The organism is Roseobacter ponti (assembly GCF_012932215.1).
In the GTDB taxonomy this organism is placed as follows: Bacteria; Pseudomonadota; Alphaproteobacteria; order Rhodobacterales; family Rhodobacteraceae; genus Roseobacter; species Roseobacter ponti.
Genome location: NZ_CP048788.1, coordinates 410,835 through 434,660 on the forward strand (window position 1 = coordinate 410,835; position 23,826 = coordinate 434,660).

A 23,826-nucleotide genomic window follows, 5' to 3' on the forward strand; every position below is an offset into this window, starting at 1 on the left:
ACTCCCGTGCCCCCTCGCGGGGCACGGGCCACACATGCAGACTGACCCCGGCCCGATACCCCTGCGCGCGCTCTGGATTGCCCTCGGTGCGCTGACCTGTGCGTTTCACATCGGGCTGATTTTCTTCGGGCTGGTGCCGAACCTGGTGGCGCGTCCCCTGCACATGGCGCTTGTTCTGCCATGGGTGTTTCTTTTCGGCGCTGCGACACGCGGCGCAGCAATCCGGGGGAGCATTATCGCGGCGGTCGGCGTTGCCGGATGTCTGTGGATTGCGCTCAACCACGCGGCTCTGCGCAACCAGTACGGTTTTCTCGACGACCCGTTTCAGGTGGGTCTTTCTCTGGTGCTGCTTCTGATCGTGATGGAGGGCGCGAGGCGGATGATTGGCTGGCCGCTGCCGATGGTGGCCTTTGCCGCGTTGCTCTACGGGCTTTTCGGGCAGCACATTCCCGGAGAGTTCGGACACGCCGGCACACCGCTGCGCAGTTTTCTGGGCACGCTGATTGTCGCTGAAGGCGGGCTCTGGGGCAGCCTGACGGGTGTTTCTGTCGGCGTCGTTGCGATATTCGTGATCTTTGGCGCGGTGCTCAATGCGGGTGAGGCCGGGCAGGGGTTCATGAATGTGGCCTCGGCGGCCGCGGGGCGACTGACCGGGGGGGCGGCGAAAGTATCTGTGCTCTCCTCGGCGCTTTTTGGCTCTGTTTCAGGCTCTGCATCGGCGAATGTGGCCTCTACCGGCGCGATCACACTCCCTGCGATGACAAAGCTCGGCTATCCCAAACGCCTTGCGGCCGCAGTTGAGGCGGTGGCGTCCTCGGGCGGTCAGATTATGCCGCCGCTGATGGGCGCGGGGGCCTTTGTGATGGTTGAGCTGACCGGCGTACCCTATGTGCAGATCATGATTGCCGCGCTGCTGCCCGCCATTCTCTATTTTCTGACGGTCTGGATGGGCATCAATGCCTATGCACAGCGATTTGAACTGCGCGCGGTGCCTGAGGATGAAAGGCCAGGCAGGCGCGCTGTCATCATCACCTCAGGTTTTTTTCTTGTGCCCTTCTCGGTGCTGCTGATTGCCATGTTCGCGCTTGGCTTTACGGCGCAGTATGCAGCGGCACTTGCAATTTTTGCCGGGGCTGCTGCGCTGCTGTTTGACGCCACGCCGGGCTTTAACCTGCGGCAGGGGCTTGCGCGGACTGGAGATGCGATGCTCAGCGCCGGGCGACAGGTTGCCATGATCGCGATCATCATTCTCTGCGCCTCCATCATCATCGGTGTGCTCGGCATTACGGGCCTCGGCGTCAAGACGACCTCGGTTATTCTGTCGGGATCGGGCGGCGAGCTCTGGCCGGCGCTGCTGCTGACGGCGGCGGCCTGTCTGCTTCTGGGTATGGAGGTGCCGACAACGGCGGCCTATGTGATCTGCGTTTCGGTCGCAGGCCCGGCACTGATCGAGCTTGGTCTTGAGCCTTTGCAGACGCATCTGTTCGTTTTCTGGTTCGCCCTTTTGTCGACGATCACACCGCCCGTTTGCGGCGCTGTGTTTATTGCGGCCGGGATGATCGGAGAGAACTGGCTGCGCGTGGCGCTGACCGCGATGGCGCTGGGTGTCGGGCTCTACATCATTCCGCTCAGCATGATTGCCAACGAAAGCCTGATCCGTATCGCAAGCGAACCAGCGGCGGCAGTCCTCGCTTTCGCGCATGTTGCCGTCGGGCTGTCGTGTTTCTCTTATGCGCTGATCGGACGGTCGGGTGTGATGATCCGCGCGGGGCTTTTTATGCTGGGGAGTGTCGCGACATTCCCGGGTCTGCTGTTCTGAGCGCCGGCACCCGGTTCAGTAGCCCCGGTCCGGATCGACCACATTAAAAAGCGGCCGTCCGTCCAGCCAGTTGTCCAGATTGCGCAGGAACAGTGCAAAGGATGCTTCGTCCCAGTCTTTGTGCACGGCAGAGCAATGCGGCGAGATCAGCAGGTTGGCGGTGTTCCAGAGCGGGCTCGACTGGGGCAGGGGTTCGGCGGGGAACACATCCAGCGCCGCCCCGGCAACCCGGCCTGCATTCAGTGCCGCCCGCAGGGCATCCTGATCGGTGACACCGCCACGGGAAACATCAACAAAAACAGCCCCTTCTTTCATCGCTCCGATCGCATCGGCGCTGAGCATATCGCGGGTGTCATCTGTCAGCGGGGTGCAGACCACGACCACATCTGCTTCGGGCAACAACTGCAACAGGTCCTGAGGGGGACGAACATCGTCAACATTCTGCATCGGCTCAGGGCTGGCCCGGGTGCCGGTCACCTGCATGCCAAACGCTTTCGCGCGCGCAGCGACCGCCCGTCCGGTATGTCCCAGACCGACGATCAGCATCGTTTTTCCCTTCATTGGCACAACGGATCGCATCTGCCATCGCCTGAGCGCTTTGTCCTGAACAAACCCCGGTACGTCGAGCGTAAAGTGCAGAATGCAGCCCATCACGTATTCTGCGATCATATCGGCGGCGACCCCGGCCGCGTTGGTCACCTTAACGCGGTCAGTGTTCCAGTGGCCCAGATGGTCGGTTCCGGCCCCGCCGTTGGCTACCCAGACAGGGCCGCCTTCGGCGAAAAGAGCTTTGGCCGGAAACCCCGGTGCGGGATCAAAGCGGACCGAATAAACGATATCGGGCCTGTATGTGGAAATCGCTGCGGGCAGGCCTGCGTTGGTGTCACAGGTGCTGACCTGCGCATCGGGACAGGCGGCAAGCAGACTGGCTTTCTGCGGGGCGGTCTGGTCGCTGTGGATCAGAATGCGGGGCGCTCGCGTCATCTGACGTCTCCTGTATGATGTTCTGCTCTGCCGTCTGCAGCCGGTCTGCTGCGGCGATTTTGTGGTCGCATGTTGCTATGGCAACCGCCGGGATCGCGACCTGGTTCCCGGTGGCCTTACTCTCCCCGGTCGGGCAGCGGGGATCAACTCCGGGCTCGGCGCCGCCCGCTGGCAACGGGCTTCTGCACCCGAAGGGTTTGCGCACCAGAGGCGTGGGCGAGTTTCCTGCCAGCCGGACGGGACCCACAGCACAAAAAAGGATAATCAGCTGATGTGACTGCAATGGTTCTGTTTTGTTCTGTGCAGATGTGCGGTTTTGGTCGCATGATGTCGGTTTCCCTTGAGGTCAGCGCCAAAGTGGCACACACATTGGGGAACTTTTTTTAAGGCCTGAGATCAGGAGTTCGCGTGTCCCTCTTCCTAATCGTTGCCCTTCCCTTCCTTGGCGCTCTGTTGCCGGGGCTGATGAACTCGGCCGGTCGTGCGGCCTGCGCCGGTGTCACCTTTATGGTGTCGCTGATGGCCTTCATCGGGCTGCTGACCAACCTGCCTGCGGTCATGGCGGGCGAAGTTGTCCAGGCCGGGGTCGACTGGATGCCGGCGCTGGGGATGAACTTTACGCTGATGCTCGACGGGCTGGGTTTTTTCTTTGCGCTGCTGATCCTGGGCATTGGCCTGCTGATCATCACCTACGGTCGGTTTTATCTTTCGCGTGAAGACAACATGGGTGAGTTCTTTACCTATCTGCTGCTCTTTCAGGGCGCGATGGTCGGGATCGTCCTGAGCGATAACATTCTGCTTCTGCTGGTTTTCTGGGAGCTGACCTCGCTGTCTTCCTTTCTGCTCATCGGCTACTGGAAACACCTTCCGGAAGGCCGGCAGGGCGCGCGCATGGCGCTGACTGTTACGGGCATGGGCGGGCTTGCGATGATTGCAGGCATGCTGATCCTCGGCCAGATCGTCGGCAGCTACGATCTCAGTGTGATCCTGCAGAACCGCGACGTCATTCAGGAAAGCCCGCTTTATCTGCCGGCGCTGCTGCTCATCCTGGCGGGCTGTTTCACCAAATCTGCGCAGTTCCCGTTCCACTTCTGGCTGCCGCATGCCATGGCTGCACCCACGCCGGTTTCGGCCTATCTGCACTCGGCCACGATGGTAAAGGCCGGAATATTCCTGATGGCGCGCATGTGGCCGGTGCTCTCGGGTACGCCGGAATGGTTCGTGATCGTGACCACGGCGGGTCTTGTGACGATGGTTATCGGTGCGGTTATTGCGCTCTTTAAGCATGATCTCAAAGCTTTGCTGGCGTTCTCGACCGTCAGCCATCTGGGGCTGATCACCATGCTGCTCGGCACCGGCACGGCGTTCGGCGCGATGGCCGCGGTTTTCCACATTCTGAACCACGCAACGTTCAAAGCGGCACTCTTTATGTCTGCGGGCATTGTCGATCACGAGGCGCATACCCGCGATATCCGCAGGCTGGGCGGGCTGCGTACCCTGATGCCGGTGACCTTTGTAATCGTTACGATCGCGGCGCTGTCCATGGCCGGTATTCCGCTGCTGAACGGATTCCTCTCCAAGGAGATGATGCTTGAAGAAGCGTATCACACAGTGCTTTTCGGTTCGCACTGGCTGGTGCCAGGACTTGCCGTGCTCGGATCGCTCTTTTCGGCTGCCTACAGCTTCCGGCTGATTGCTCACACATTCCTCGGACCTGTGCGCGACGATTATCCGGCTAAACCGCACGATCCGGGTGCGGGCATGTGGATGCCACCTGCGATCCTGACTGTGCTGGTCGTGGTCATCGGGCTTGCGCCTTTTCTCGCGGAGCCCTTCGTAAAAATGGTGACTGCATCGGTACTGGGCGAAGCGGCCGATGTGCCTAAGGCGTACTTCAAAATCTGGCACGGTCTGGTGCCGGCGCTTTACATGTCGATTGCCGCGACCATCGGCGGTCTGATCCTTCTGTCGCTTTTCAGGCCGGCGCTGAAACTATGGGATGTCGCACCGCGTCCCGAGGCAAAAACAATATTCGATGCCGTGATCGCTGCGGCGGTTTCCGGCGCGCGCGCGTTTTCTCACGGACTGCATAACGGCGCCTTCACCCGCTATGCCGCGATCTTTGCCGTGACCGTTGTCGCGGTCGGTGCTCATGCGTGGAGCACAGGGGTGACAGGTCCGGCAACCCGCAGCATGCAACCTGCGGACGCGGTGCCGGTGGCAGGCTGGCTGATGCTGGTCGCTGCAACCGTGGCGCTGGTGTTCCAGCACCGCAACCGGTTGCTGGCGCTCATTCTGATCGGGATCGCGGGGCTTATGGTCTCAGTTGGCTTTGTGTTCTTCAGCGCGCCGGATCTTGCGATGACACAGATCACTGTTGAGGTTGTCACAATCATTCTGCTGCTCCTGGCGCTGAACTTTCTGCCCAATCAGACACCGGTGGAAAGCAGCGTGCTGAGGCGCACCCGTGACGCAGCGGTTGGCATCGTCGGCGGGCTCGGCACGATGGCGCTGTCGTATCACTATCTCATGCGTGACGCCGTCGCGACGCCGATCTCTGAGTTTCACCTCGCCAACTCTTACAAAGGCGGCGGCGGCACCAATGTTGTGAACGTGATCCTCGTGGATTTCCGGGGTTTTGATACCTACGGAGAGATCATCGTTCTGGGGATCGCGGCGCTGCTGATCTATGCGCTGACAGAGACGCTCTTGTCGGGGCCGGTACGCGCGCGCCTGCTCAACCGCAAGCCTGACCAGCCACTGGCGGGCGATATGCATCCGACGATGATGGTCGTCCTGACCCGGGTCATCATGCCCGTCGTTATGATGGTTGGCTTTTACATCTTTCTGCGGGGTCACAATGAGCCGGGGGGTGGTTTCATCGCGGGCCTGATCGTGTCGATCGGCGTGGTGATGCAATACATGGCCAGCGGGTTCAGCTGGACCTCGGCGCGCCTGAGATATCCTTATCATGGGGTGATCGGTGCGGGTGTTCTGATTGCCGGGCTGACGGGTATCGGGTCCTGGTTCTTTGCCAAACCCTTCCTGACGTCGGATTTCACTTATGTGCGCATCCCGCCCTTCAACGAGTTCGAGCTGGCCACGGCGGCGCTGTTTGATCTGGGTGTGTTTCTTGCGGTCGTCGGTGCGGTGATGCTGTCGCTGGAAAGCTTCTCGCGGCTCGCGCGCCGCGCCCATGTGAAGGACAGCGAACACCCCATGGACATTGACCCGTCGCGTGATGATCCGCAGCCGGCCGGGGGGGAGGCATAACATGGAACTGCTTGTTGCTTCCGCCATCGGCATTCTCACCGCCGCCGGGCTTTACCTGGTGCTGCGTCTGCGCACCTTCCCGGTGATCCTCGGGGTCTCTCTGCTGACCTATGCGGTCAACGTGTTTCTCTTTGCTTCCGGGCGCCTCACCGTGGGCGCGCCGCCGATCCTGCAGAAAGGGGTCGAGACCTATACCGATCCTCTGCCACAGGCTCTGGTTCTGACGGCAATCGTGATCTCTTTCGGGATGACGGCGGTCGTCGTGATGATCTCTCTGGGGGCTTATCTCGGCTCGGATGATGACAGCGTGGATGATCCGCTTCTGCCTGAGAAAGACGGCGGGAGGGATGTGACATGATCCACTGGATTATCGTACCCGTCGTTCTGCCGGCAATTCTGGCGCCGTTTATCGTTCTGGCCGCCCGCTATCATCTGGGCATCCAGCGGGTCTTTTCCGTGGCCGGGGTGCTGGCCCTTATCACCGTGGCGGCAGGGCTCGCCTGGCAGGCCTCCGACGGCACTGTCACGCTTTATCAGCTCGGCGACTGGGCCGCGCCGTTCGGCATTGTGATCGTGGGCGACCGTCTTTCGACGCTGATGGTGCTGCTCACATCGGTTCTGGCGCTCTTTGTGCTGCTCTATGCGATCGGGTCCGGCTGGGACGACCGGGGGCGGCACTTCCATGCGCTCTATCAGTTTCAGCTGATGGGGATCATGGGCGCGTTTCTGACCGGTGACCTCTTTAACCTCTTTGTTTTCTTTGAGGTTCTGCTGATCGCCTCTTACGGGCTGATGATCCATGCAGGGGGCAACGAGAGACTGCGGGCGGGCGTACAGTATGTTTTGTTCAACCTTCTGGGCTCCACGCTCTTTCTCTTTGCACTGGGCTCCATCTATGCGGAAACCGGCACCCTGAACATGGCTGACCTGGCCGAACGTGTGACGCTGATCGGGCCTGAGGCGACAGTAGGGATCCGGGTTGCGGCTGTGCTGCTGCTGATGGTTTTTGCGATAAAGGCAGCCCTTGTGCCGCTGCATTTCTGGCTGCCGTCCAGCTATGCCGAAGCGCCGGCTCCCGTGGCGGCCCTGTTTGCGATCATGACCAAGGTGGGCGCCTATGCGATCATCCGGGTTTATACGATTATTTTCCCGCCGGATCTTGAGGTCACTGCCGGGCTCTTTGATGTCTGGCTGCTGCCGGCGGCGCTGACATCGCTGGCCATCGGAATGATCGGAGTGCTGGCCGCGCGCGAGCTAAACCGGCTTGTCGCCTTTTCGGTGATCGGCTCGATGGGAATGGTGCTGATCTCAATCGCACTCTTCACCCCGACCAGCATCTCTGCGGCACTCTATTACATCGTGCACTCCACACTGGCGGCGGGCGCGCTTTTCCTGATCACAGATCTGGTGCGCACGGGACGCGGCAACCTGATGCTGACAGCACAACCCCCTGCCGCCGGGGCGACGGCGACATCCATTCTGTTCTTTGCGGCCGCCATTGCCATGGCCGGCCTGCCGCCGCTCTCGGGCTTTCTGGGCAAACTGCTGATCCTTGATGCTGCCTTTGAGACGCCCCATGCATCCTGGGTCTGGGCGGTGATCCTGATCTCCAGCCTCGTCAGCATCGTGGGCTTTGCCCGCGCCGGCAGCGTGATCTTCTGGAAAGCCACCAGTGTTGCGGTGCCGGACAACGCTGACACCTATGCCCGGCCGACGATCCTGTCTTACGGGGCGGTTGGTGGTCTGCTCACCCTGCTGGTTCTGCACACCGTATTTGGCGGGATCGTGCACCGGTATACCGGCAGCATCGCTGCGGGGCTTTTCGCGCCAGAGCCTTATATTTCGACCGTGCTGGGCACGCCGGGCAAGCTGAGTGACGGCGGGAAAGAGGAGGCACACTGATATGTTCAGAAAAGCGTTCTACTGGCTTTTGCCGCATCCGCTGCTGACGCTGCTGCTGACGGTGGTCTGGGTGCTGTTGCAAAACAACGTGTCGGCCGGGATGGTCGTCTTCGGTATCATTCTTGGCATCATCATCCCGTGGTCCACGTCGGTCTGGTGGCCGGACACGCCGCAGGGTTTCCGGATCGGCAGGATGATCACGTATTCGGTTATGGTGCTCTGGGATATTCTGGTCGCTAACGTCCAGGTTGCCTGGATCGTGCTGACGGTCTCCAACGACAAACTGAAGCCCGCGTGGATCGTCATACCGCTTGAACTGCGCCAGCCCGAGGCGATCACGGTGCTTGCCGGAACCATCACCCTGACGCCGGGTACTGTTTCGGCGGATCTCTCCGATGAGGGCCACAGTCTGCTGGTTCACGTCCTGCATACGGATGATCCGGACGGTGTCCGCAATGAGATCAACGAACGGTATCAGCGTCGCCTCAAGGAGATTTTCTTATGAGTTTTGCAACGGATCTTCTCAATATCGCGCTCGTGATCGCCTTTGTTTCGGTGGCGGTGTCTCAGGTGCTTTCGATGGTGCGGCTGGTGATCGGCCCGGATACCGGCACACGGATCCTTGCGCTTGATACGATGGTCGTGAATGCCATCGGCCTGATTGTCCTGCTGGGCATCGCCCAGGGCACCAATATTTATTTCGAGGTGGCTCTCATCATCGCGATGCTCGGGTTTGTATCTACAGTGGCCTATGCCCGGTTCATCCTGCGGGGAGATATCATCGAATGACACTCCAGGATATCGGCGCAATTGCCACCGCTCTTTGTCTTCTGATCGGCGCAGGTTTCACACTTGTGGGGGCGATCGGTCTGGTGAAGTTCAACGATTCAATGACGCGTCTGCACGCCCCAACCAAGGTCGGTACCGTTGGGGTGGGGGCGTTGCTGCTGGCCTCGATCCTTTATTCGCTGACCTATAAATATGGCTCCGCCCATGAAATCCTGATTATGGCTTTTCTGTTTGTCACAGCGCCGATTTCGGCGAATTTCATTGCCAAGGTGAACATCCACCGCCGCTCCTGTGAAACTCCTCCGGAACCACCACAGGACGACACCTGGGGGACACTGAATGTGCCTGAAGCGGACAAGGCCGTCAGCAACCCGGTGGGCTCGACGCAAAGCTGAAATACGGCCTGCGCAGACCGCATCAGAGGTGCCGTGGCGTTTTGGCTGCCTTTCCGGGCACGGTCGGTCCCCGGCACCTTGACTTCCTGAGCGTCAAAAGGTGTATCTGGCGCGAAATCTGAACCCCCCGGAGGGAAATCCTTATGCACGCCTATCGCAGCCACACCTGTGCTGATCTGACCGCCGCAAATGTCGGCGAAACCGTCCGTCTGTCGGGCTGGGTGCACCGGGTCCGGGATCACGGTGGCGTTCTCTTTATCGACCTGCGCGATCACTACGGGATGACCCAGGTGCTCTGCGATCCTGACAGCGCTGTTTTTGCCCAGGTTGAGAAGGTGCGCGCGGAATGGTGCATCCGCATCGACGGCGAGGTCAAAGCGCGCGATGCGTCGCTCGTAAATGCGAAAATCCCGACCGGCGAGATCGAAGTGTTCGTGCGCGATATCGAAGTGCTGGGCGGTGCAGGTGAGCTGCCGCTGCAGGTCTTCGGGGATCAGGAATACCCGGAAGAGACGCGCCTGCGGTACCGCTATCTGGACCTGCGGCGCGAGAAGATGCAGGCTAATATGAAGCTGCGTTCCGATGTTGTTGCTTCTGTCCGGCGGCGCATGTGGGATGCGGATTTCCGCGAGTTTCAGACGCCGATCATCACCGCTTCCTCTCCCGAGGGTGCGCGTGATTTTCTGGTGCCGAGCCGTCTGCATCCGGGCAAATTCTATGCTTTGCCTCAGGCGCCGCAGCAGTTCAAACAGCTGCTGATGGTGTCGGGCTTTGATAAGTACTTCCAGATCGCGCCCTGTTTCCGCGACGAAGATCCGCGGGCCGACCGCTCGCCCACCGACTTCTACCAGCTTGATATGGAAATGAGTTTTGTCGAACAACAGGATGTTTTCGACACGATCCAGCCCGTTATCACAGGCATTTTTGAGGAGTTCGGTGGCGGTCGCCCTGTGGATCAGGAATGGCCGCAGATTTCTTACAAGGATGCGGCGCTGTGGTATGGCACCGACAAGCCAGACCTGCGCAATCCGATCAGGATGCAGGTTGTGTCGGAGCATTTTGCAGGTTCGGGGTTCGCGATCTTTGCAAAGCTGCTGGAGCAGGAAGGCACGCAGATTCGCGCCATCCCGGCACCAGGTGGCGGCAGCCGGAAATTCTGTGATCGCATGAACGCTTTTGCCCAGAAGGAAGGGCTGCCCGGAATGGGCTATATCTTCTGGCGCGATCAGGGGCAGGGGATGGAAGCCGCAGGGCCGCTGGCCAAGAACATCGGTCCGGAGCGCACCGAGGCGATCAGGCAGCAGCTGGGCCTTGAGGTGGGTGATGCTGCGTTTTTCCTTGGCGGCAAGCCGAAGACCTTTGAAGGTGTCGCAGGTAAAGCACGCACGGTCATCGGTGAAGAGCTTGGTCTGACAGAGAAAGACCGTTTCGCCTTTGCGTGGATCGTGGATTTTCCGATCTACGAGAAAGACGCAGAGACCGGAAAGATCGATTTTGAACACAACCCGTTTTCTATGCCGCAGGGTGGGATGGCGGCGCTGGAAGGCGACCCGCTGGATGTGCTGGGGTATCAGTATGATCTGGCATGCAACGGCTATGAGCTGGTGTCAGGTGCCATCCGGAACCATCGCCCCGAGATCATGTTCAAAGCCTTTGAGATTGCAGGCTACGGCGAAGATGAGGTGCGCAAGCGCTTTGGCGGCATGGTCAATGCGTTTCAGTATGGCGCGCCGCCCCACGGCGGATGTGCTGCAGGCATCGACCGGATTGTGATGCTGCTGGCTGATGAGAGCAATATCCGTGAGGTGATTCTCTTCCCGATGAACCAGCGTGCCGAAGACCTGATGATGTCTGCGCCCTCAGAGCCGCTGAGTGATCAGCTGATGGAGCTCGGGTTGCGGGTCATTCCGCAGGAATAGGTTGTGATGCAGGGCATCAGCCAGTGCTGTGACGTGGTCGCAGGCGCATGACGAAAGCGCCTGCCCTTGGTGCGCCGGTGCCCGGCTGGTCGCCACCGCCGCGACCTGCAGGTGACACCCTGACCGGAGCGCGTGTCCGACTTGAGGCGCTCAATGCGGATGCGCATGCAGCGGAGCTCTTCGATGAGATGAAAGGCCACGACCGGCTGTGGGATTATATGCCCTACGGCCCGTTTGCCGGTCAGCAGGCTTATGCGCAGTGGATCGGTGAGACGGTGGCGGATGACGCGCACCTGTTCTATGCCATCCGGAACCTGGCAACCGGGCGCGCTGAAGGTGTTGCGAGCTATCTCCGGATTAATCCCGGCGCAGGATCCATTGAGGTGGGGCACATCTGTCTCAGCCCCGCGCTTCAGCAGACGCCCGCCGCGACCGAGGCGATGTTTCTGATGATGCAGTGGGCGTTTGAGGCCGGTTATCGGCGGTATGAGTGGAAGTGCAATGCGCTGAACATCCCGTCACGCCGGGCCGCACAGCGTCTCGGACTGAGCTATGAAGGGGTGTTCCGGCAGGCCGCCGTCATCAAAGAGCGCAATCGCGACACTGCCTGGTTTGCCGCTATCGACAGCGAATGGCCGCGGCTGCAAACGGCATTTTCTGCCTGGCTGGCCCCGTCGAATTTCGATGACAAGGGGGCCCAGCGACAGCCTCTCGGGGCTTTTACGGCACCGGTGCTGGCCGCTGAGGATCCGGTGTTCAGCTGATAAAGTGTGTCAGATCGCCAGTTTTTGCGTGAGCCGCTGGCGGATCAGCCCTGAAAGATCAGTTGCTTCCTGAACAGCCGGCAGACCGCTGGCCCGCTTTGCGGCAAGGGCTGCGGCTGCTTTCTCCAGCCCGACATCATGGGCCGACCGGGCCACACCACCGAGAAACTGTGCCACATAGTCCAGCGTTGTGCCGTCTGACTGGTCATCGAGCACGCCGGCGATATGTTCCATGTCATCCTGAAACGCCATAGGATCGGGGCTGATACTGTCATCGGGCAGTTCGCGCAGGCCGGTCGGTTGCCGGTCCTGGGGCAGGTTAGAGAGTACTTCCTGCTGAAAAAGCGCCAGAGACGTGATCGGTTTCGCAAGGAACCCGTCTGCGCCGGCTGACATCGCCTGTGCTTCGCCATCCGGATCACCGGAGGTGCCAAGGACCACATCCACACGCGGGTCACATGAGGTCAGCTCGCGGATCAGGTCCATGCCGTTGCCATCGGGCAGCCCGATATCAATAATCACGACGGAGGGACGATAGACCTGCAGATGGCGGCGTGCCGAACGCAGGCTGTCAGCGCGTCGGATACGGGCGCCGCTGCGCAGACACAAAAGCCGCATGGCCTCACAGGCGAAACGGGAATCTTCGATCACAAGAACCGTCAGTCCGAGCAGAGGGCGCATTGCCGTCGGGGCCGGGATCGTCGGCGCGAAAGGGTCAGTTTTGTCCATGTCCGCCTCCAGTGGGGTGACTCGCTACCCGACTCACCATGGCAATTGAAGGCTAACAGCCGGTTAATCACCGCCTCAGAACTCCCTGCGGCGGCACGTCACTTGCAGCTCTGCCGCGCCCGGCGCATACAGAACCCGAATGATCGGTGGGAGACAGATATGATTGGCCGGCTTAATCACGTTGCGATCGCAGTGCCTGATCTTGAGGCAGCGTCAGAGCAGTACAGGACCGCCCTCGGCGCCAGTGTCGGTGCCCCGCAGGATGAACCCGATCATGGCGTCACGGTGGTGTTTATCGAGCTGCCCAACACCAAGATCGAGCTGCTGTATCCGCTGGGTGAGGAGAGTCCCATTCAGGGGTTTCTCGACAAAAACCCCTCAGGTGGCATCCATCACGTCTGCTATGAGGTCGAAGACATCCTCGCCGCGCGTGATCATCTGGTGCAGAGCGGTGCGAGGGTTCTGGGCACCGGCGAGCCGAAAACCGGCGCGCATGGCAAGCCGGTCCTCTTTTTGCATCCCAAAGATTTCAACGGCTGCCTCGTCGAACTTGAGCAGGTCTGAGCCGGAAAGGATTACGTTATGGGTATTACATCCGCACTCGTGCTTTTTGCGGTCATCTGGTCGATGACTTTTCTGATCGTGCTGCCGATCCGGGTAAAAACTCAGGGTGATCTGGGTGACATCGTGCCGGGCACACATGCCGGTGCACCCGAGGTTCATAACCTTGGCAGCAAGGCCCGCTGGACGACGGTAATCAGCCTCGTGCTCTGGGCGATCATCTCGGGCATTATCCTCTCGGGCGTGATCAGCGTGCGTGATCTGGACTGGTCCGGTCATATGGCCCCTGTGGCGCCAGCCGGTGAAACAGATGGGTAAAGGTCGCGGCCCCGACGATCGGAATGAGCAGGTTCAGGACCGGCACTGACAGCGGGATGGCCATCAGAATGCCGGCCATCCAGACGCGGAGAGTGTAACGCGACCTGAGCGCTTTTGCCTCTTTGCGGCCGATCCGGCGCATCGCGGCAAGTGTGAAATATTCCCGGCCGAGCAGGAACCCGTTCAGCCCCCAGAAGATCAGCGGGGCAAACGGCGCGAACATGATGTAAAGGACAAGGGCCAGCAGGTTCGCGCCAATGAGAACAGCCAGAAATCCGATACTGTCCTTCAGTGCATCGTAAAACGGCACGGGCAGGGCGGGCCCGAGCTGCGGGTAATGTTCATCCTCGACGGCCTGCGCCACCTGGTCGAGAAACATTGAGGTGACACCTGAGGCTACGGGCACCATCAGGAAAGTCGAAAGCACGATCACGACCAGTGCGCCGCCCCAGCTGGCGATGTCGTTGACCCAGGTAACCTCGCCGATAAAGGGCAGGGTGACCGCATCGCCTACCGCCCAGCCGATGAACCAGACAAAGGCCACGGAAAAGGCGATCAGCAATGCAAGTGTCAGGCCGACGCCGGTGAGCAGGACGCCGCGAAACCGCGGATCGGTCAGCTGACCGAGCGCTGCAAAGAAAGACGCGAGGATCATAAGGAAACCCAGCTTGTAATGGCGTCGGGGTCCGGTCTGGGCCGTTCGGGCGGGATGGCCGTTTCGGTGCCGATGTGGATGAAGCCCGCGATGCGTTCGGCGGGGGATAGGCCAAGCGCCTGCTCCATGAACCCGCGATCATGGCTGGGCCAGCCCGAAAGCCAGTTGGCGCCCCAGCCTGCGGCAAGAGCCGCGTTGAGCAGCGCAAGACAGACGGCGCCGGCAGAATAGGTCTGCTCAAGCGCCGGAATCTTCGGCGAGGGTTTCTGCACCTCGATCACGGCGACGGCAAGGTGCCCCTGATCAAACTGGCTGCGCCCCTTGCTGATCTGTTCGGCATCCAGACCGAGTGCTGTCCCGCGGTCGGCTGCAACCTGAGACAGGCGCGCCATCGCGGTTTTTTCGATTACGATGAACCGCCAGGGCTCCAGCTTGCCATGATCAGGCGTGCGCGCGGCTGCCACCAGCAGCGGGCGCAGCGCATCGGCGTCCGGCACCGGCGGTTGGAGGGTTTTCGCCGGACGCGACCGACGTGTCTGCAGAAATTCAGATGCGGCAGGGTTGGGAGCGGGCATCAGATGCCTCCTTCATTCAGAGCTTACCCGCGAGATAATCAATCTCGGCCCGGAGAAAAGCATCAAAACGCGGTCCGGGCTGGCGAATGGCAAGGTTTTTTGCAATCGGGTCGGGGGCGGTGATGCTGCTGCCGCAAAGTGCGGCGATTGTGGCGTGACCGCAGAAGGGCACATAGAACTCCGAATAACCGCCCTCATGCACCAGAACAAGCCGCCCGTCACAATGGGTTTCAGCGGCGGCTTTGATGCGCAGGGTCATCTCGCGGAAGGTGTCAGCCGTGGCGAGCATTCGCGCAAGAGGATCAATCGCTGCGGCATCGAAGCCGCAGGCAACGATGATCAGATCAGGCTGAAAGGCTGCGATCTGCGGCAGGATCACAGTATCCATCGCGTGCAGATAGGCGGTGTGGCCAGCGCCCGCAGGAAGGGGCAGGTTGACGTTGAAGCCCTTACCTGTGCCAGCGCCCCGGTCCTCTACCGCACCTGTATCCAGCGGAAAGTTACCCTCCTGGTGCACGGAAATGGTGAGAACGTCATCGCGCTCGTAGTAAATCGCTTCGGTACCGTTGCCGTGGTGCACATCCCAGTCCAGCACGACAACGCGCTCTGCTGTGCCTTTTGCCTGCGCCGCCTCGATTGCAATGGCGATATTGGCCATCAGACAGAAGCCGTTCGGATGATCGGGCAGGCAGTGATGCCCCGGCGGGCGCGAGAGCGCATAGGCGTTGGTGACAGCACCGCTCATGACCGCTTCGACGGCGGCGACGGCGAGACCTGCGCTTTGTGCTGCGATCTCATATCCGCCGGCGGCAAAAGGAGCGGCTCTGGTGATCTCGCCGCCGCCGGCGTCGGAGAGGGCTTTGAACCGGTCGAGATAGCGTGCCGGATGCACGCGCAGGAGCTCTTCACGGGTGGCGGCGGGCGCACCGCGTACATCAAGCTCGCCCGTGAGACCCGTGACCTGCAGCAGGTTCTTCAGCCGGCGTTTGGTTTCGGGGTTTTCCGGCAGTCCGCCGGCGGCCATGGGCTGTACCAGCCCGCCCACAGGCACCGTGAAGGCATAATTGCCACCGGCGTGCCAGAAGCAGGTCTCGTCCCAGAAAAACCCTGTGGTCATGTCGATGTCTCTCACTGCTGCGCATGGTGAAACTGGACCGCGCACGGGTGATTGTCCATCGCTCAGGCGTCAGCGATCAGCGCATCCACATCCAGCCGGTCATTGACCATCGCAAGGCTGCCATCTGTGTTGCGCGGCCAGTCTTCGGGCGCGCGGTCGCAGTAAAGCTCGACACCGTTGCCGTCCGGGTCGCGCAGGTACACAGCCTCGCTCACGCCGTGATCAGCGGCCCCGTCGAGGGTGTAGCCCGCATCGAGCACGCGGCGGATCACGGCCGCCAGTGCTGCACGATCCGGATAAAGAAACGCGCTGTGATAAAGGCCGGTGTGGGTTTCGCCGGGAGGCGTGCCGCCTTTGGAGTGCCAGGTGTTCAGGCCGATGTGATGGTGGTACCCGCCCGCACCCAGAAAAGCGGCGTCCCGCCCGTATCGCGCCGTGAGTTCAAAGCCGAGAACATCGCGATAAAAGACGATCGCCCGTTCAAGATCGGCGACTTTAAGATGAACGTGTCCGACAGAGGGATGTGCTGTGCTCTGCATAACGTAAGCTCCTATTGACCCTGTGCCATCACTTTAAGGGAGGCTGTGCGCTCACCGCCAGAGGCAGGAGCGCGCAACATCTGTGCATCGCGTTGGGCGGTGAGCCGGAAATACTGCGCTCAGCCCACCATCCCGATGATCTCATAGGTCTTTTTCAGGATCGGTGCCGTGATTTCACGCGCCTGTTCTGCGCCGCGGGCGAGGACCCTGTCGATCTCGGCAGGGTCGTTCATCAGGCGCGCCATCTCACCCGAGATGGGCGACAGCTTTGAGACCGCCAGATCCGCAAGCATCGGTTTGAATGCGCCGAACTGCTGGCCGCCGACCTCCCTGAGCACCTGATCCACTGACTGTTCGCTCAGGGCGGCATAGATATTCACCAGATTGCGCGCTTCCGGCCGGTCCTTAAGACCTGCAGCCTCCGAGGGCAGAGCATCCGGGTCGGTTTTAGCTTTGCGGATCTTTTTCGCAATCGCATCGGCGTCGTCGGTCATATTGATCCGGCTGGCATCCGACGGGTCGGATTTGGACATCTTTCTGGACCCGTCGCGCAGGCTCATCACGCGGGTTGCGGCCCCCTCGATCACCGGCTCAGTGATCGGGAAGAAATCCACCCCGTAGTCGTGGTTGAACTTCAGCGCGATGTCGCGTGTGAGTTCAAGATGCTGTTTCTGATCCTCGCCCACGGGCACATGCGTGGCGTGATAGACCAGAATGTCCGCCGCCATCAGCGCGGGGTAGCCAAAAAGCCCCAGCGACACGTTCTGCGTGTTCTTACCCGCCTTGTCCTTGAACTGCGTCATGCGCTGCATCCAGCCCACGCGGGCGACGCAGGAAAAGACCCAGCCGAGCTGCGCATGTTCCGGCACCTGGCTCTGGTTGATCAGGATGGATTTTTCGGGGCTGATGCCGGAGGCGATGAAACCTGCCGCCAGTTCGCGGGTGTTCCTGCGCAGATCGGCCGGGTCCTGCCAGACCGTGATCGCGTGCAGATCGACCATGCAGTAGATGGTCTCAAAGTCTTCTTCCTGCATCTGCACGAAACGCTTGATTGCACCAAGGTAATTGCCCAGCGTCAGGCCGCCCGAAGGCTGGATGCCGGAAAAGACGCGCGGGGTGAAAGTCGGGGTTGTCATCGCAGGGCTCCGTTCCCGGCTGGCAATAGGGTCGCGCCTGCCTTACCCATGGGGCACAGCATCGTCAAGGAACCCCTGAAGCATGGAAGATCACCGCGAAGCACCGCCCTTTAACCCGTTGCCACCGGTCGTGACTGTGCTCTTTGCGGCGCTGATCCTGCCGGAGCTTGCGTTCATGCTCGGCGCGCAGGGGCTCATTGGCGGGCCTGAGGCCATCGGCTGGCGGCTTGCGGCGGCTGAGCGCTATGGTTTTTCGGGAGATCTCTTTGACTGGATGATGCTCAACGGGCGCTGGATCCCCGGCGAGATGATCCGCTTTGTCACCTACAGCTTTGTGCATCCCGGCTTCACGGCCACGCTTTTTGCGGCCGTCCTGACCCTGGCGCTCGGCAAGATGGTGGGCGAGACCCTGGGGCAGATCGCGGTGCTGGTGCTTTTTCTCGGAGGCAGCGTGTTCGGCGCGCTGGTTTATGCGCTGCTTCTCAATGATCCGGAATGGCTGCTCGGGGGCTTTCCGGCGGTTTACGGACTCATCGGCGGGTATTCCTTCGTGATGTGGGTTCGTCTCGGGGCGATGGGAGACCAGCAGCTGCGCGCGTTCAGTCTGATTGCGATGCTGATGGGGCTGCAGCTGATCTTTGGTGTCTTTTTCGGTCCGACCACCCAATGGGTGGCTGATCTGGCCGGGTTTGTTTTCGGATTCGTCGCCTCGGCGCTGCTGGTGCCCGGTGGCATGACCCGGCTTATCCGGGCGCTTCGCCGGGAGTGATCAGCTTCGGCGGAATGCCGCTTTGAGCTCGGCCATGCGGAACGCACCAAGAGCCTGACCCGCGAGGCCGTATGCCAGCGCTCCGGTGCCGACAAGCACAGCCAGCGCCAGACCGCGCCACCACGGGATCCCCAGAAACGGATTAAGCATGGCGGTCGTGATCCAGAGCACAAACCCCATGATCGCCGAGGCCAGAACCATGCGCCAGATGCGTCGTCGCAGGCGCGTGTCAAAGGTCGCGACCTCGCCGAAAGAGCGCGTGCCGGTGCGCAGCAGAGCGACCATGACCCAGGCTGCGAGGGTCGTGGCAATTGCCGGCGCGATCCAGCCGATGACAGGAGCGAGACCAATGGCCAGACCGGCGTTCACGATCATGGAGACGAGCGCATAGTGAAACGGCCGCCGCGTGTCTTCGCGCGCAAAAAACAGCGGTTGCAGGATTTTCTGCAGCACGAAGGCGGGCAGGCCCAGCCCGTAGATTGCGACAGCCAGTGCAATGGCGGCCGTATCATCGGCAGTGGCTGCGCCGCGCTCAAACAGCACCGAGACCAGCGGCAGCGGGATAATCACCAGAGCCACGGCGGAGGGGATCGTGAGCGCCAGCGAGATCTCGGCAGCCCGGCTGAGTGCGTTGCGGGCTCCTGTGTCATCGCGCGCTTTCAGGCGACGCGACAGGTCCGGCAAAAGCACCACACCCACAGCGATGCCCACGACGCCAAGCGGCATCTGATAGAGCCGGTCGGCGGCAAAGAGCCAGCCCACAGCCTTGTCGAAGTAGCTGGCGACCTGCTGGCCGACAAGCAGGTTGATCTGCACCACGCCACCCGCCATCGCAGCCGGTACGGCCACACGTATCAGGCGGCGCATGTCCGGTGTCAGGCGCGGCCGTTTGATGCGAATCGTAAAGCCCGCGCGCCTGACGGCGACCCAGAGCAGGGCCATCTGCGCCACGCCGGCCACCGGGATCGCCCAGATCAGCGCCCGAGCCACATCGCCCCCGACCCAGGAGGCCGCCCCCATCGCGCCGATCAGCAGAAAGTTGAGCAGCACCGGAGCGGCAGCTGCTGCCGCGAAACGCCCTGACGCGTTCAGCATGCCCGAAAGAAGCGCTGCCAGTGAGATAAAGAGGATATAGGGGAAGGCGATGCGCCCGAACTCGACCGATAGGCCGAACTGTTCCTGCCCGGCAAATCCCGACGCCAGCGCATAGATCAGCCAGGGCATGAAAGCCATCGCCAGCAGCGTCAGCACAATCAGGATGCTGGCCAGCCCGGCAAAGGCCTCAGAAGCAAAGCCTTCAGGATTCTCGTCCCCTTCGAGGCGCTTGGAGAACATTGGCACAAAGGCCATGTTAAAAGCGCCCTCGGCAAAGAAGCGACGGAACATATTGGGCAGCCGGAACGCGACCACATAAGCCTGATAAAGTGGCCCGGTGCCCAGAAACGCCAGGATCATCGCGTCGCGCACAAAGCCCAGCACCCGGCTCATCAGTGTCCATCCGCCGACCGTGAAAAAACCCGACATCAGGCGGATGGGTTTCAAGTCTTTGCCCTTTCAACGCCCTCGTCGATGGCGGCGCGCAGGCGCTTTTCAAGGCTGCGCTGTTTGCTTTCGGAGTGGTATTTCAGCCCGAACATATCCTTGACGTAGAAAGTATCGACCACCTGTTCGCCGTAGGTCGCGATCACCGCATTGGCGATATAGACGTTTGAGGCCGCCAGCGTGCGCGCCAGATCATAGAGCAGGCCGGGCCGGTCGCGTGTGTCGACCTCGATGATCGTGTAGATTTCCGAGCCTTCATTATCAAAAGTGATGTGCGTCGGCACCCGGAAGGCGCGCTCGCGCTTTTTGACCCTGTCGCGGTCTTTGAATGCTTCACGGGCGACCACTTCTCCATTCAGCGTACGTTCAATCATCCGACGCAGACGGGGCAGTCGGGCCGCGTCATAGGGGTTCCGGTCGGCATCCTGGATCCAGTATGCATCGGTTACATACCCGTCCTTGGTGGTATAACTGCGCGCGTCGACCACGTTCGCCCCGACCAGAGCCAGTGCACCGGCGAGGCGGGTAAAGATGCCCGGATGATCTTCCATCACGAAGCACGCGCGCGTGGCGTCACGGTCCTCATCAGGGTGCAGGTCGATCAGAATTTCGCCCTCGCCGATCTCGGGCCTGCCGATATCACGGAGCATTTCAGCAAAGGTGACATGCGCCGTGACGTGCAGGCCCTGCCAGTAGGGCTCATAATGCCGGGCAGTCTCGGTCTGCAGGTCCCTGCGCGGCCAGTCGCTGAGCGCCTCGCGCAGAGCGCGCTTGGCTTCGGCCCCTCGGTTCTCGCGGTTGAGATCCTCCAGACCGGTTTCAAGCGCCCGCTTTGTCTGGCGGTAGAGCGCGCGGATCAGCACGGCTTTCCAGTTGTTCCAGGTGTTGGGGCCCACGCCGCGGATGTCACAGACCGTCAGGACACACAGAAGATCGAGACGTTTGACAGTCTGCACCGCTTTGGCAAATTCGCGCACGGTGCGCGGGTCTGCGATATCGCGTTTCTGCGCCATATCAGACATCAGCAGGTGATAACGCACCAACCATTCCACAGTTTCAGAATCAGCCTTGTTCAGCCCCATACGCGGCGCGATTTTGCGCGCCATCTGAGCGCCCAGAATGGAGTGATCCTCGGGTCGGCCTTTGGCGATGTCGTGCAGCAGCAGGGCGGTATAAAGGACTTTGCGGTTCACGCCGCCTTTGAGGATGGAAGATACAACCGGCAGGTCCTCGGTCAGCTTGCCACGTTCAATTTTGCTCAGCGTCCGGATGCACTGAATAATGTGTTCGTCCACGGTGTAGGAGTGGTACATATTGAACTGCATCATTGCGATAACAGGCTCGAACTCGGGGATAAACGCCGCCAGCACGCCAAGTTCGTTCATCCGCCGCAGCGCGCGTTCCGGGTTGCCGTGTTTCAGCAGCAGGTCAAAGAAGATGCGCTGCGCCTCGGGGTCGTTGCGCATCCCGTCGTCGATCAGGTCGAGATTGGCCTTGATGGTGCGCATAGCATCGGGATGGATCAGCATGCCGGTGCGCAGGGCCTCCTCAAACAGGCGCAGAAGGTTAAGTTTATCGGACAGAAACGCTTCGTCGTCTTCCAGCGCCAGCCGGTTGTGCACCACCACATAGCCGTCGCGCACCTTACGCTTGCGGCGGAAGATGCGCTCAAGAAGCGGGTCGGCTTTGACGTGATCGGCTTCCATCTTGGTCAGGAAGATGCGGGTCAGGTCGCCAACCTCGGTAGCGTGCAGAAAGTACTCCTGCATGAATATCTCGACACCACGCCGTCCTTCGGTGTCTTCATATCCCATGGCCTCGGCCACGGATGCCTGCATATCAAAGGTAAGCTGTTCGGTTGGCCGTCCGCTCAGCAGGTGCAGATGCCCGCGTACGGCCCAGAGAAAGTCGCCCGCGGCAACAAAGTCCTGGTATTCTTCGGGCCGGAAAACGCCCAGATCCACAAGATCGGCGGGATCGTTCACGTCATGCACGTATTTCGCGATCCAGAAGAGCGACTGCAGATCGCGCAACCCGCCCTTGCCTTCTTTGACATTGGGTTCGACCACATAGCGCTGGCCGTATTTGTTGTGTCGTGTCTCGCGTTCCGCGAGCTTTGCCTCAACGAATTCACGCCCGGAACCGGCAAAAAGATCCTTGCGCAGCCGTTCAGAGAGTGTACGCGCCAGTGCCATGTCACCCGCCAGATAGCGGTTTTCCAGCAGCGCCGTCCGGATGGTGAAATCATCGGAACCGAGACGGATGCATTCTTTGACCGTGCGGCTGGCGTGTCCGACTTTGAGCTTCAGATCCCAGAGCATGTAGAGCATGCTTTCGATCACGCTCTCCGCCCAGGGGGTCATTTTATAGGGCGTCAGAAAGAGCAGATCGACATCCGAGAAAGGGGCCATTTCTCCACGTCCGTAGCCACCGACCGCAATGACGGACAAATGCTCTCCGGAGGTCGGATTGGGTTTGTGATGCAGAACATCTGTCGCGACACGCAGGGTTGCGCACACAAGCTGATCGGTAAGCCAGGTATAGGCCCGGGTCATCGGCCGGGCCTCGAACGGCTTTTCGCGGAACGCGGTTTCAATTGCCGCGCGCCCCTCTTTCTGCAACCTGCGCAGCAGGGCGACCATCGCATCGCGTGTTTCCTGCGCCGGCTGACCGGTTTCGCGGGCGCCGCGCAGCAGATCATCGACCTGCACGCTGTCAAAGATCACGTCGGGCGGGCAGATCAGGCTGTCGGGTCCGACATCGCTGGCCTGCTGTTCAGAGAGGGTCATTCAGGTTGCCCTAAAACCCTGCGCGGCCAAAGCTTGTAGGTGCCGGGCTCAGGATGCTGAGCTGTGCGTTGCGGATCGTTGCAACAGCGAGACCGCGTTGATTGGTGCCGTCGGGCAGAAGCCGGAACACACCGCTGGCCCCCCGGAAACCGGCGGATTGCGTCAGCGACCCGCGGGTCAGCGCGCCGCTGTCGCCCTGGCTGATCAGTGCGCCGATGGCGGCGATCCCGTCAAAGGCAAGCCCGCCGATCGGGTGTGGTGCCGTGGCATAAGCGGCCTGATACTGCCCGCTGTAGCGTGAGGCAGCACCGGGATCGGGAACAGCGAACCAGCCGCCCTGCACGCCGGGCAGGCTCATGGTCTGCGGCGGGATATCCCAGCGCGTGAGGCCCATAAACTGCGTGACGTCCGGGGAAATACCGGTCTCAGGCAGCAGCTGCGTCAGCAGCGGCAGCGCCGAGGCTGTGTCGCTGGTCATGAAAATCGCATCGGCAGCGGAGCTTTCCACAGCAGATTTGATGCGCGGGATTGCGGCAATCACGTCCTGCTGGGACAGCGCATAGCTCACGGTGCCGACAACGCCTGCCCCCTGACGCGTTGCTGCACGCTGGATTGCATCGCGGCCCTGGCTGCCGGCCACATCGGTGCCATGCACGATAACCATGGTGCTTTTGCCCTGCGACATCGCATAGCTGACCATCCGGTCGGCTGTATTCTGGAAGGTCGGTCCAAGCACAAAGAGGTTGCCGCCGGCGATGGCGGCATTGTTGGAGAACGACAGGACATTCACGTTATCCCGTGCGACCTCGACGCTCACGGCGGCTGCAGAGGAGGCAAAGACCGGACCGAGAATGATTTTCGCGCCCTCATCCACCGCCTGCCGGGCGCTGGCTGCGGCAGTGGCAGGCTGGCCTGCAGTGGAATAAACGCGCAGATCTATCGTTGCGCCATTCAGGTCCCGCATTGCCAGACGTGCCGCATTTTCAAGGCTTGTTGCGAGGATGTCGTTGGTCACATTGCCGGATCCGGCCGGAACGAGAAGCGCGACGGGCACCGGATCGGAGGTATTGATCGGGGCACCGGTGTTCAATCCGGTGCCGGTGACCGTGTTACAGGCCGCAAGGACCAGTCCGGTAAACGCCATCAGCGTCAGGGTCAGCAACTTGCGGGTAGCGGGGAAAACGGCAAACATAAGAGATACTCCGGTCTTTGCGCAGTCGCGCAGATCTGGCCGCAATCATAGACGTCACG

22 protein-coding genes are annotated in these 23,826 nt (G+C 61.1%); 12 read left to right on the top strand and 10 right to left on the bottom strand.

The genetic code is table 11. From position 1 onward, the window contains the following. Positions 1-34: 34 nt before the first annotated feature. A complete protein-coding gene (locus tag G3256_RS01975; RefSeq protein ID WP_169639240.1) occupies positions 35-1,819 on the top strand; it encodes a TRAP transporter permease in 1,785 nt (594 codons plus the stop codon). A gap of 15 nt (positions 1,820-1,834) precedes the next feature. Here G3256_RS01975 and G3256_RS01980 read toward each other — a convergent pair whose 3' ends face one another. Then, on the bottom strand, positions 1,835-2,803 hold the full coding sequence (locus G3256_RS01980; protein WP_169639241.1) for a D-2-hydroxyacid dehydrogenase: 969 nt from the start codon (positions 2,801-2,803) through the stop codon (positions 1,835-1,837). Between the two features lie 408 nt (positions 2,804-3,211). Here G3256_RS01980 and G3256_RS01985 point away from each other — a divergent pair, with 408 nt between their 5' ends. The 8 genes from G3256_RS01985 to G3256_RS02020 all read left to right on the top strand — a co-directional run bounded on the left by G3256_RS01985 (position 3,212) and on the right by G3256_RS02020 (position 11,845). Then, positions 3,212-6,076 carry a monovalent cation/H+ antiporter subunit A gene (locus G3256_RS01985; RefSeq protein WP_169639242.1) on the top strand — a complete coding sequence of 955 codons (2,865 nt, stop codon included), beginning with the start codon at positions 3,212-3,214 and terminating at the stop codon, positions 6,074-6,076. Between the two features lies 1 nt (position 6,077). Continuing rightward, positions 6,078-6,434, top strand: a complete 357-nt coding sequence (locus G3256_RS01990) for a Na+/H+ antiporter subunit C (RefSeq protein ID WP_169639243.1) — start codon at positions 6,078-6,080, stop codon at positions 6,432-6,434. After that, complete coding sequence (locus G3256_RS01995; RefSeq protein WP_169639244.1) at positions 6,431-7,978, top strand: monovalent cation/H+ antiporter subunit D; 1,548 nt, start codon at positions 6,431-6,433, stop codon at positions 7,976-7,978. The genes G3256_RS01990 and G3256_RS01995 overlap by 4 nt, the downstream gene beginning before the upstream one ends. Position 7,979: 1 nt before the next feature. Continuing rightward, a complete protein-coding gene (locus G3256_RS02000; protein ID WP_169639245.1) occupies positions 7,980-8,483 on the top strand; it encodes a Na+/H+ antiporter subunit E in 504 nt (167 codons plus the stop codon). Further along, complete coding sequence (locus G3256_RS02005) at positions 8,480-8,767, top strand: K+/H+ antiporter subunit F (RefSeq protein WP_169639246.1); 288 nt, start codon at positions 8,480-8,482, stop codon at positions 8,765-8,767. Before G3256_RS02000 ends, G3256_RS02005 begins: the two co-directional genes overlap by 4 nt. Continuing rightward, positions 8,764-9,162 carry a monovalent cation/H(+) antiporter subunit G gene (mnhG, locus tag G3256_RS02010; protein WP_169639247.1) on the top strand — a complete coding sequence of 133 codons (399 nt, stop codon included), beginning with the start codon at positions 8,764-8,766 and terminating at the stop codon, positions 9,160-9,162. The genes G3256_RS02005 and mnhG overlap by 4 nt, the downstream gene beginning before the upstream one ends. Positions 9,163-9,305: 143 nt before the next feature. Then, positions 9,306-11,081, top strand: a complete 1,776-nt coding sequence (gene aspS, locus G3256_RS02015) for an aspartate--tRNA ligase (RefSeq protein ID WP_169639248.1) — start codon at positions 9,306-9,308, stop codon at positions 11,079-11,081. A gap of 47 nt (positions 11,082-11,128) precedes the next feature. Next, the gene (locus G3256_RS02020; RefSeq protein ID WP_169639249.1) at positions 11,129-11,845 is read left to right on the top strand and encodes a GNAT family N-acetyltransferase; all 717 of its coding nucleotides are present in this window, start codon (positions 11,129-11,131) and stop codon (positions 11,843-11,845) included. 9 nt (positions 11,846-11,854) lie between these two features. Here G3256_RS02020 and G3256_RS02025 read toward each other — a convergent pair whose 3' ends face one another. Next, positions 11,855-12,574 carry a response regulator gene (locus tag G3256_RS02025; protein WP_169639250.1) on the bottom strand — a complete coding sequence of 240 codons (720 nt, stop codon included), beginning with the start codon at positions 12,572-12,574 and terminating at the stop codon, positions 11,855-11,857. Positions 12,575-12,733: 159 nt separating this feature from the next. Here G3256_RS02025 and mce point away from each other — a divergent pair, with 159 nt between their 5' ends. Together mce and G3256_RS02035 are read left to right on the top strand one after the other, a co-directional pair. Beyond that, positions 12,734-13,138, top strand: a complete 405-nt coding sequence (mce, locus tag G3256_RS02030; protein WP_169639251.1) for a methylmalonyl-CoA epimerase — start codon at positions 12,734-12,736, stop codon at positions 13,136-13,138. Between the two features lie 18 nt (positions 13,139-13,156). Next, positions 13,157-13,453: a DUF1467 family protein gene (locus tag G3256_RS02035; RefSeq protein ID WP_169639252.1), complete on the top strand. Its 297-nt coding sequence runs from the start codon at positions 13,157-13,159 to the stop codon at positions 13,451-13,453. Here G3256_RS02035 and G3256_RS02040 read toward each other — a convergent pair. From G3256_RS02040 to trpS, 5 genes are all read right to left on the bottom strand, one after another. Further along, positions 13,383-14,108 (bottom strand): EI24 domain-containing protein, encoded by a 726-nt coding sequence (locus G3256_RS02040; protein WP_169639253.1) that lies wholly within the window; start codon positions 14,106-14,108, stop codon positions 13,383-13,385. The genes G3256_RS02035 and G3256_RS02040 overlap by 71 nt on opposite strands. Further along, positions 14,105-14,683: a nitroreductase family protein gene (locus G3256_RS02045; RefSeq protein WP_169639254.1), complete on the bottom strand. Its 579-nt coding sequence runs from the start codon at positions 14,681-14,683 to the stop codon at positions 14,105-14,107. The genes G3256_RS02040 and G3256_RS02045 overlap by 4 nt, the downstream gene beginning before the upstream one ends. A 16-nt stretch (positions 14,684-14,699) precedes the next feature. After that, positions 14,700-15,800, bottom strand: coding sequence for a class II histone deacetylase (locus tag G3256_RS02050; RefSeq protein ID WP_169639255.1), 1,101 nt, complete (start codon positions 15,798-15,800; stop codon positions 14,700-14,702). 62 nt (positions 15,801-15,862) lie between these two features. After that, on the bottom strand, positions 15,863-16,339 hold the full coding sequence (locus G3256_RS02055) for a VOC family protein (RefSeq protein WP_169639256.1): 477 nt from the start codon (positions 16,337-16,339) through the stop codon (positions 15,863-15,865). Positions 16,340-16,458: 119 nt separating this feature from the next. Then, positions 16,459-17,475 (bottom strand): tryptophan--tRNA ligase, encoded by a 1,017-nt coding sequence (gene trpS / locus G3256_RS02060; protein ID WP_169639257.1) that lies wholly within the window; start codon positions 17,473-17,475, stop codon positions 16,459-16,461. Between the two features lie 82 nt (positions 17,476-17,557). Between trpS and G3256_RS02065 the strand changes: the two genes are divergently transcribed. Continuing rightward, positions 17,558-18,244, top strand: coding sequence for a rhomboid family intramembrane serine protease (locus G3256_RS02065; protein ID WP_169639258.1), 687 nt, complete (start codon positions 17,558-17,560; stop codon positions 18,242-18,244). Here the strand turns inward: G3256_RS02065 and murJ are convergent, their stop codons facing one another. The 3 genes from murJ to G3256_RS02080 are packed head-to-tail and all read right to left on the bottom strand — an operon-like array spanning position 18,245 to position 23,767. After that, the gene (gene murJ / locus G3256_RS02070) at positions 18,245-19,786 is read right to left on the bottom strand and encodes a murein biosynthesis integral membrane protein MurJ (protein ID WP_169639259.1); all 1,542 of its coding nucleotides are present in this window, start codon (positions 19,784-19,786) and stop codon (positions 18,245-18,247) included. Next, the gene (locus G3256_RS02075) at positions 19,783-22,575 is read right to left on the bottom strand and encodes a [protein-PII] uridylyltransferase (RefSeq protein WP_169639260.1); all 2,793 of its coding nucleotides are present in this window, start codon (positions 22,573-22,575) and stop codon (positions 19,783-19,785) included. Before G3256_RS02075 ends, murJ begins: the two co-directional genes overlap by 4 nt. Positions 22,576-22,585: 10 nt before the next feature. Beyond that, entirely contained in the window at positions 22,586-23,767 is a 1,182-nt protein-coding gene (locus G3256_RS02080; RefSeq protein ID WP_169639261.1) for a penicillin-binding protein activator, read from the bottom strand. Between the last annotated feature and the right edge of the window lie 59 nt (positions 23,768-23,826).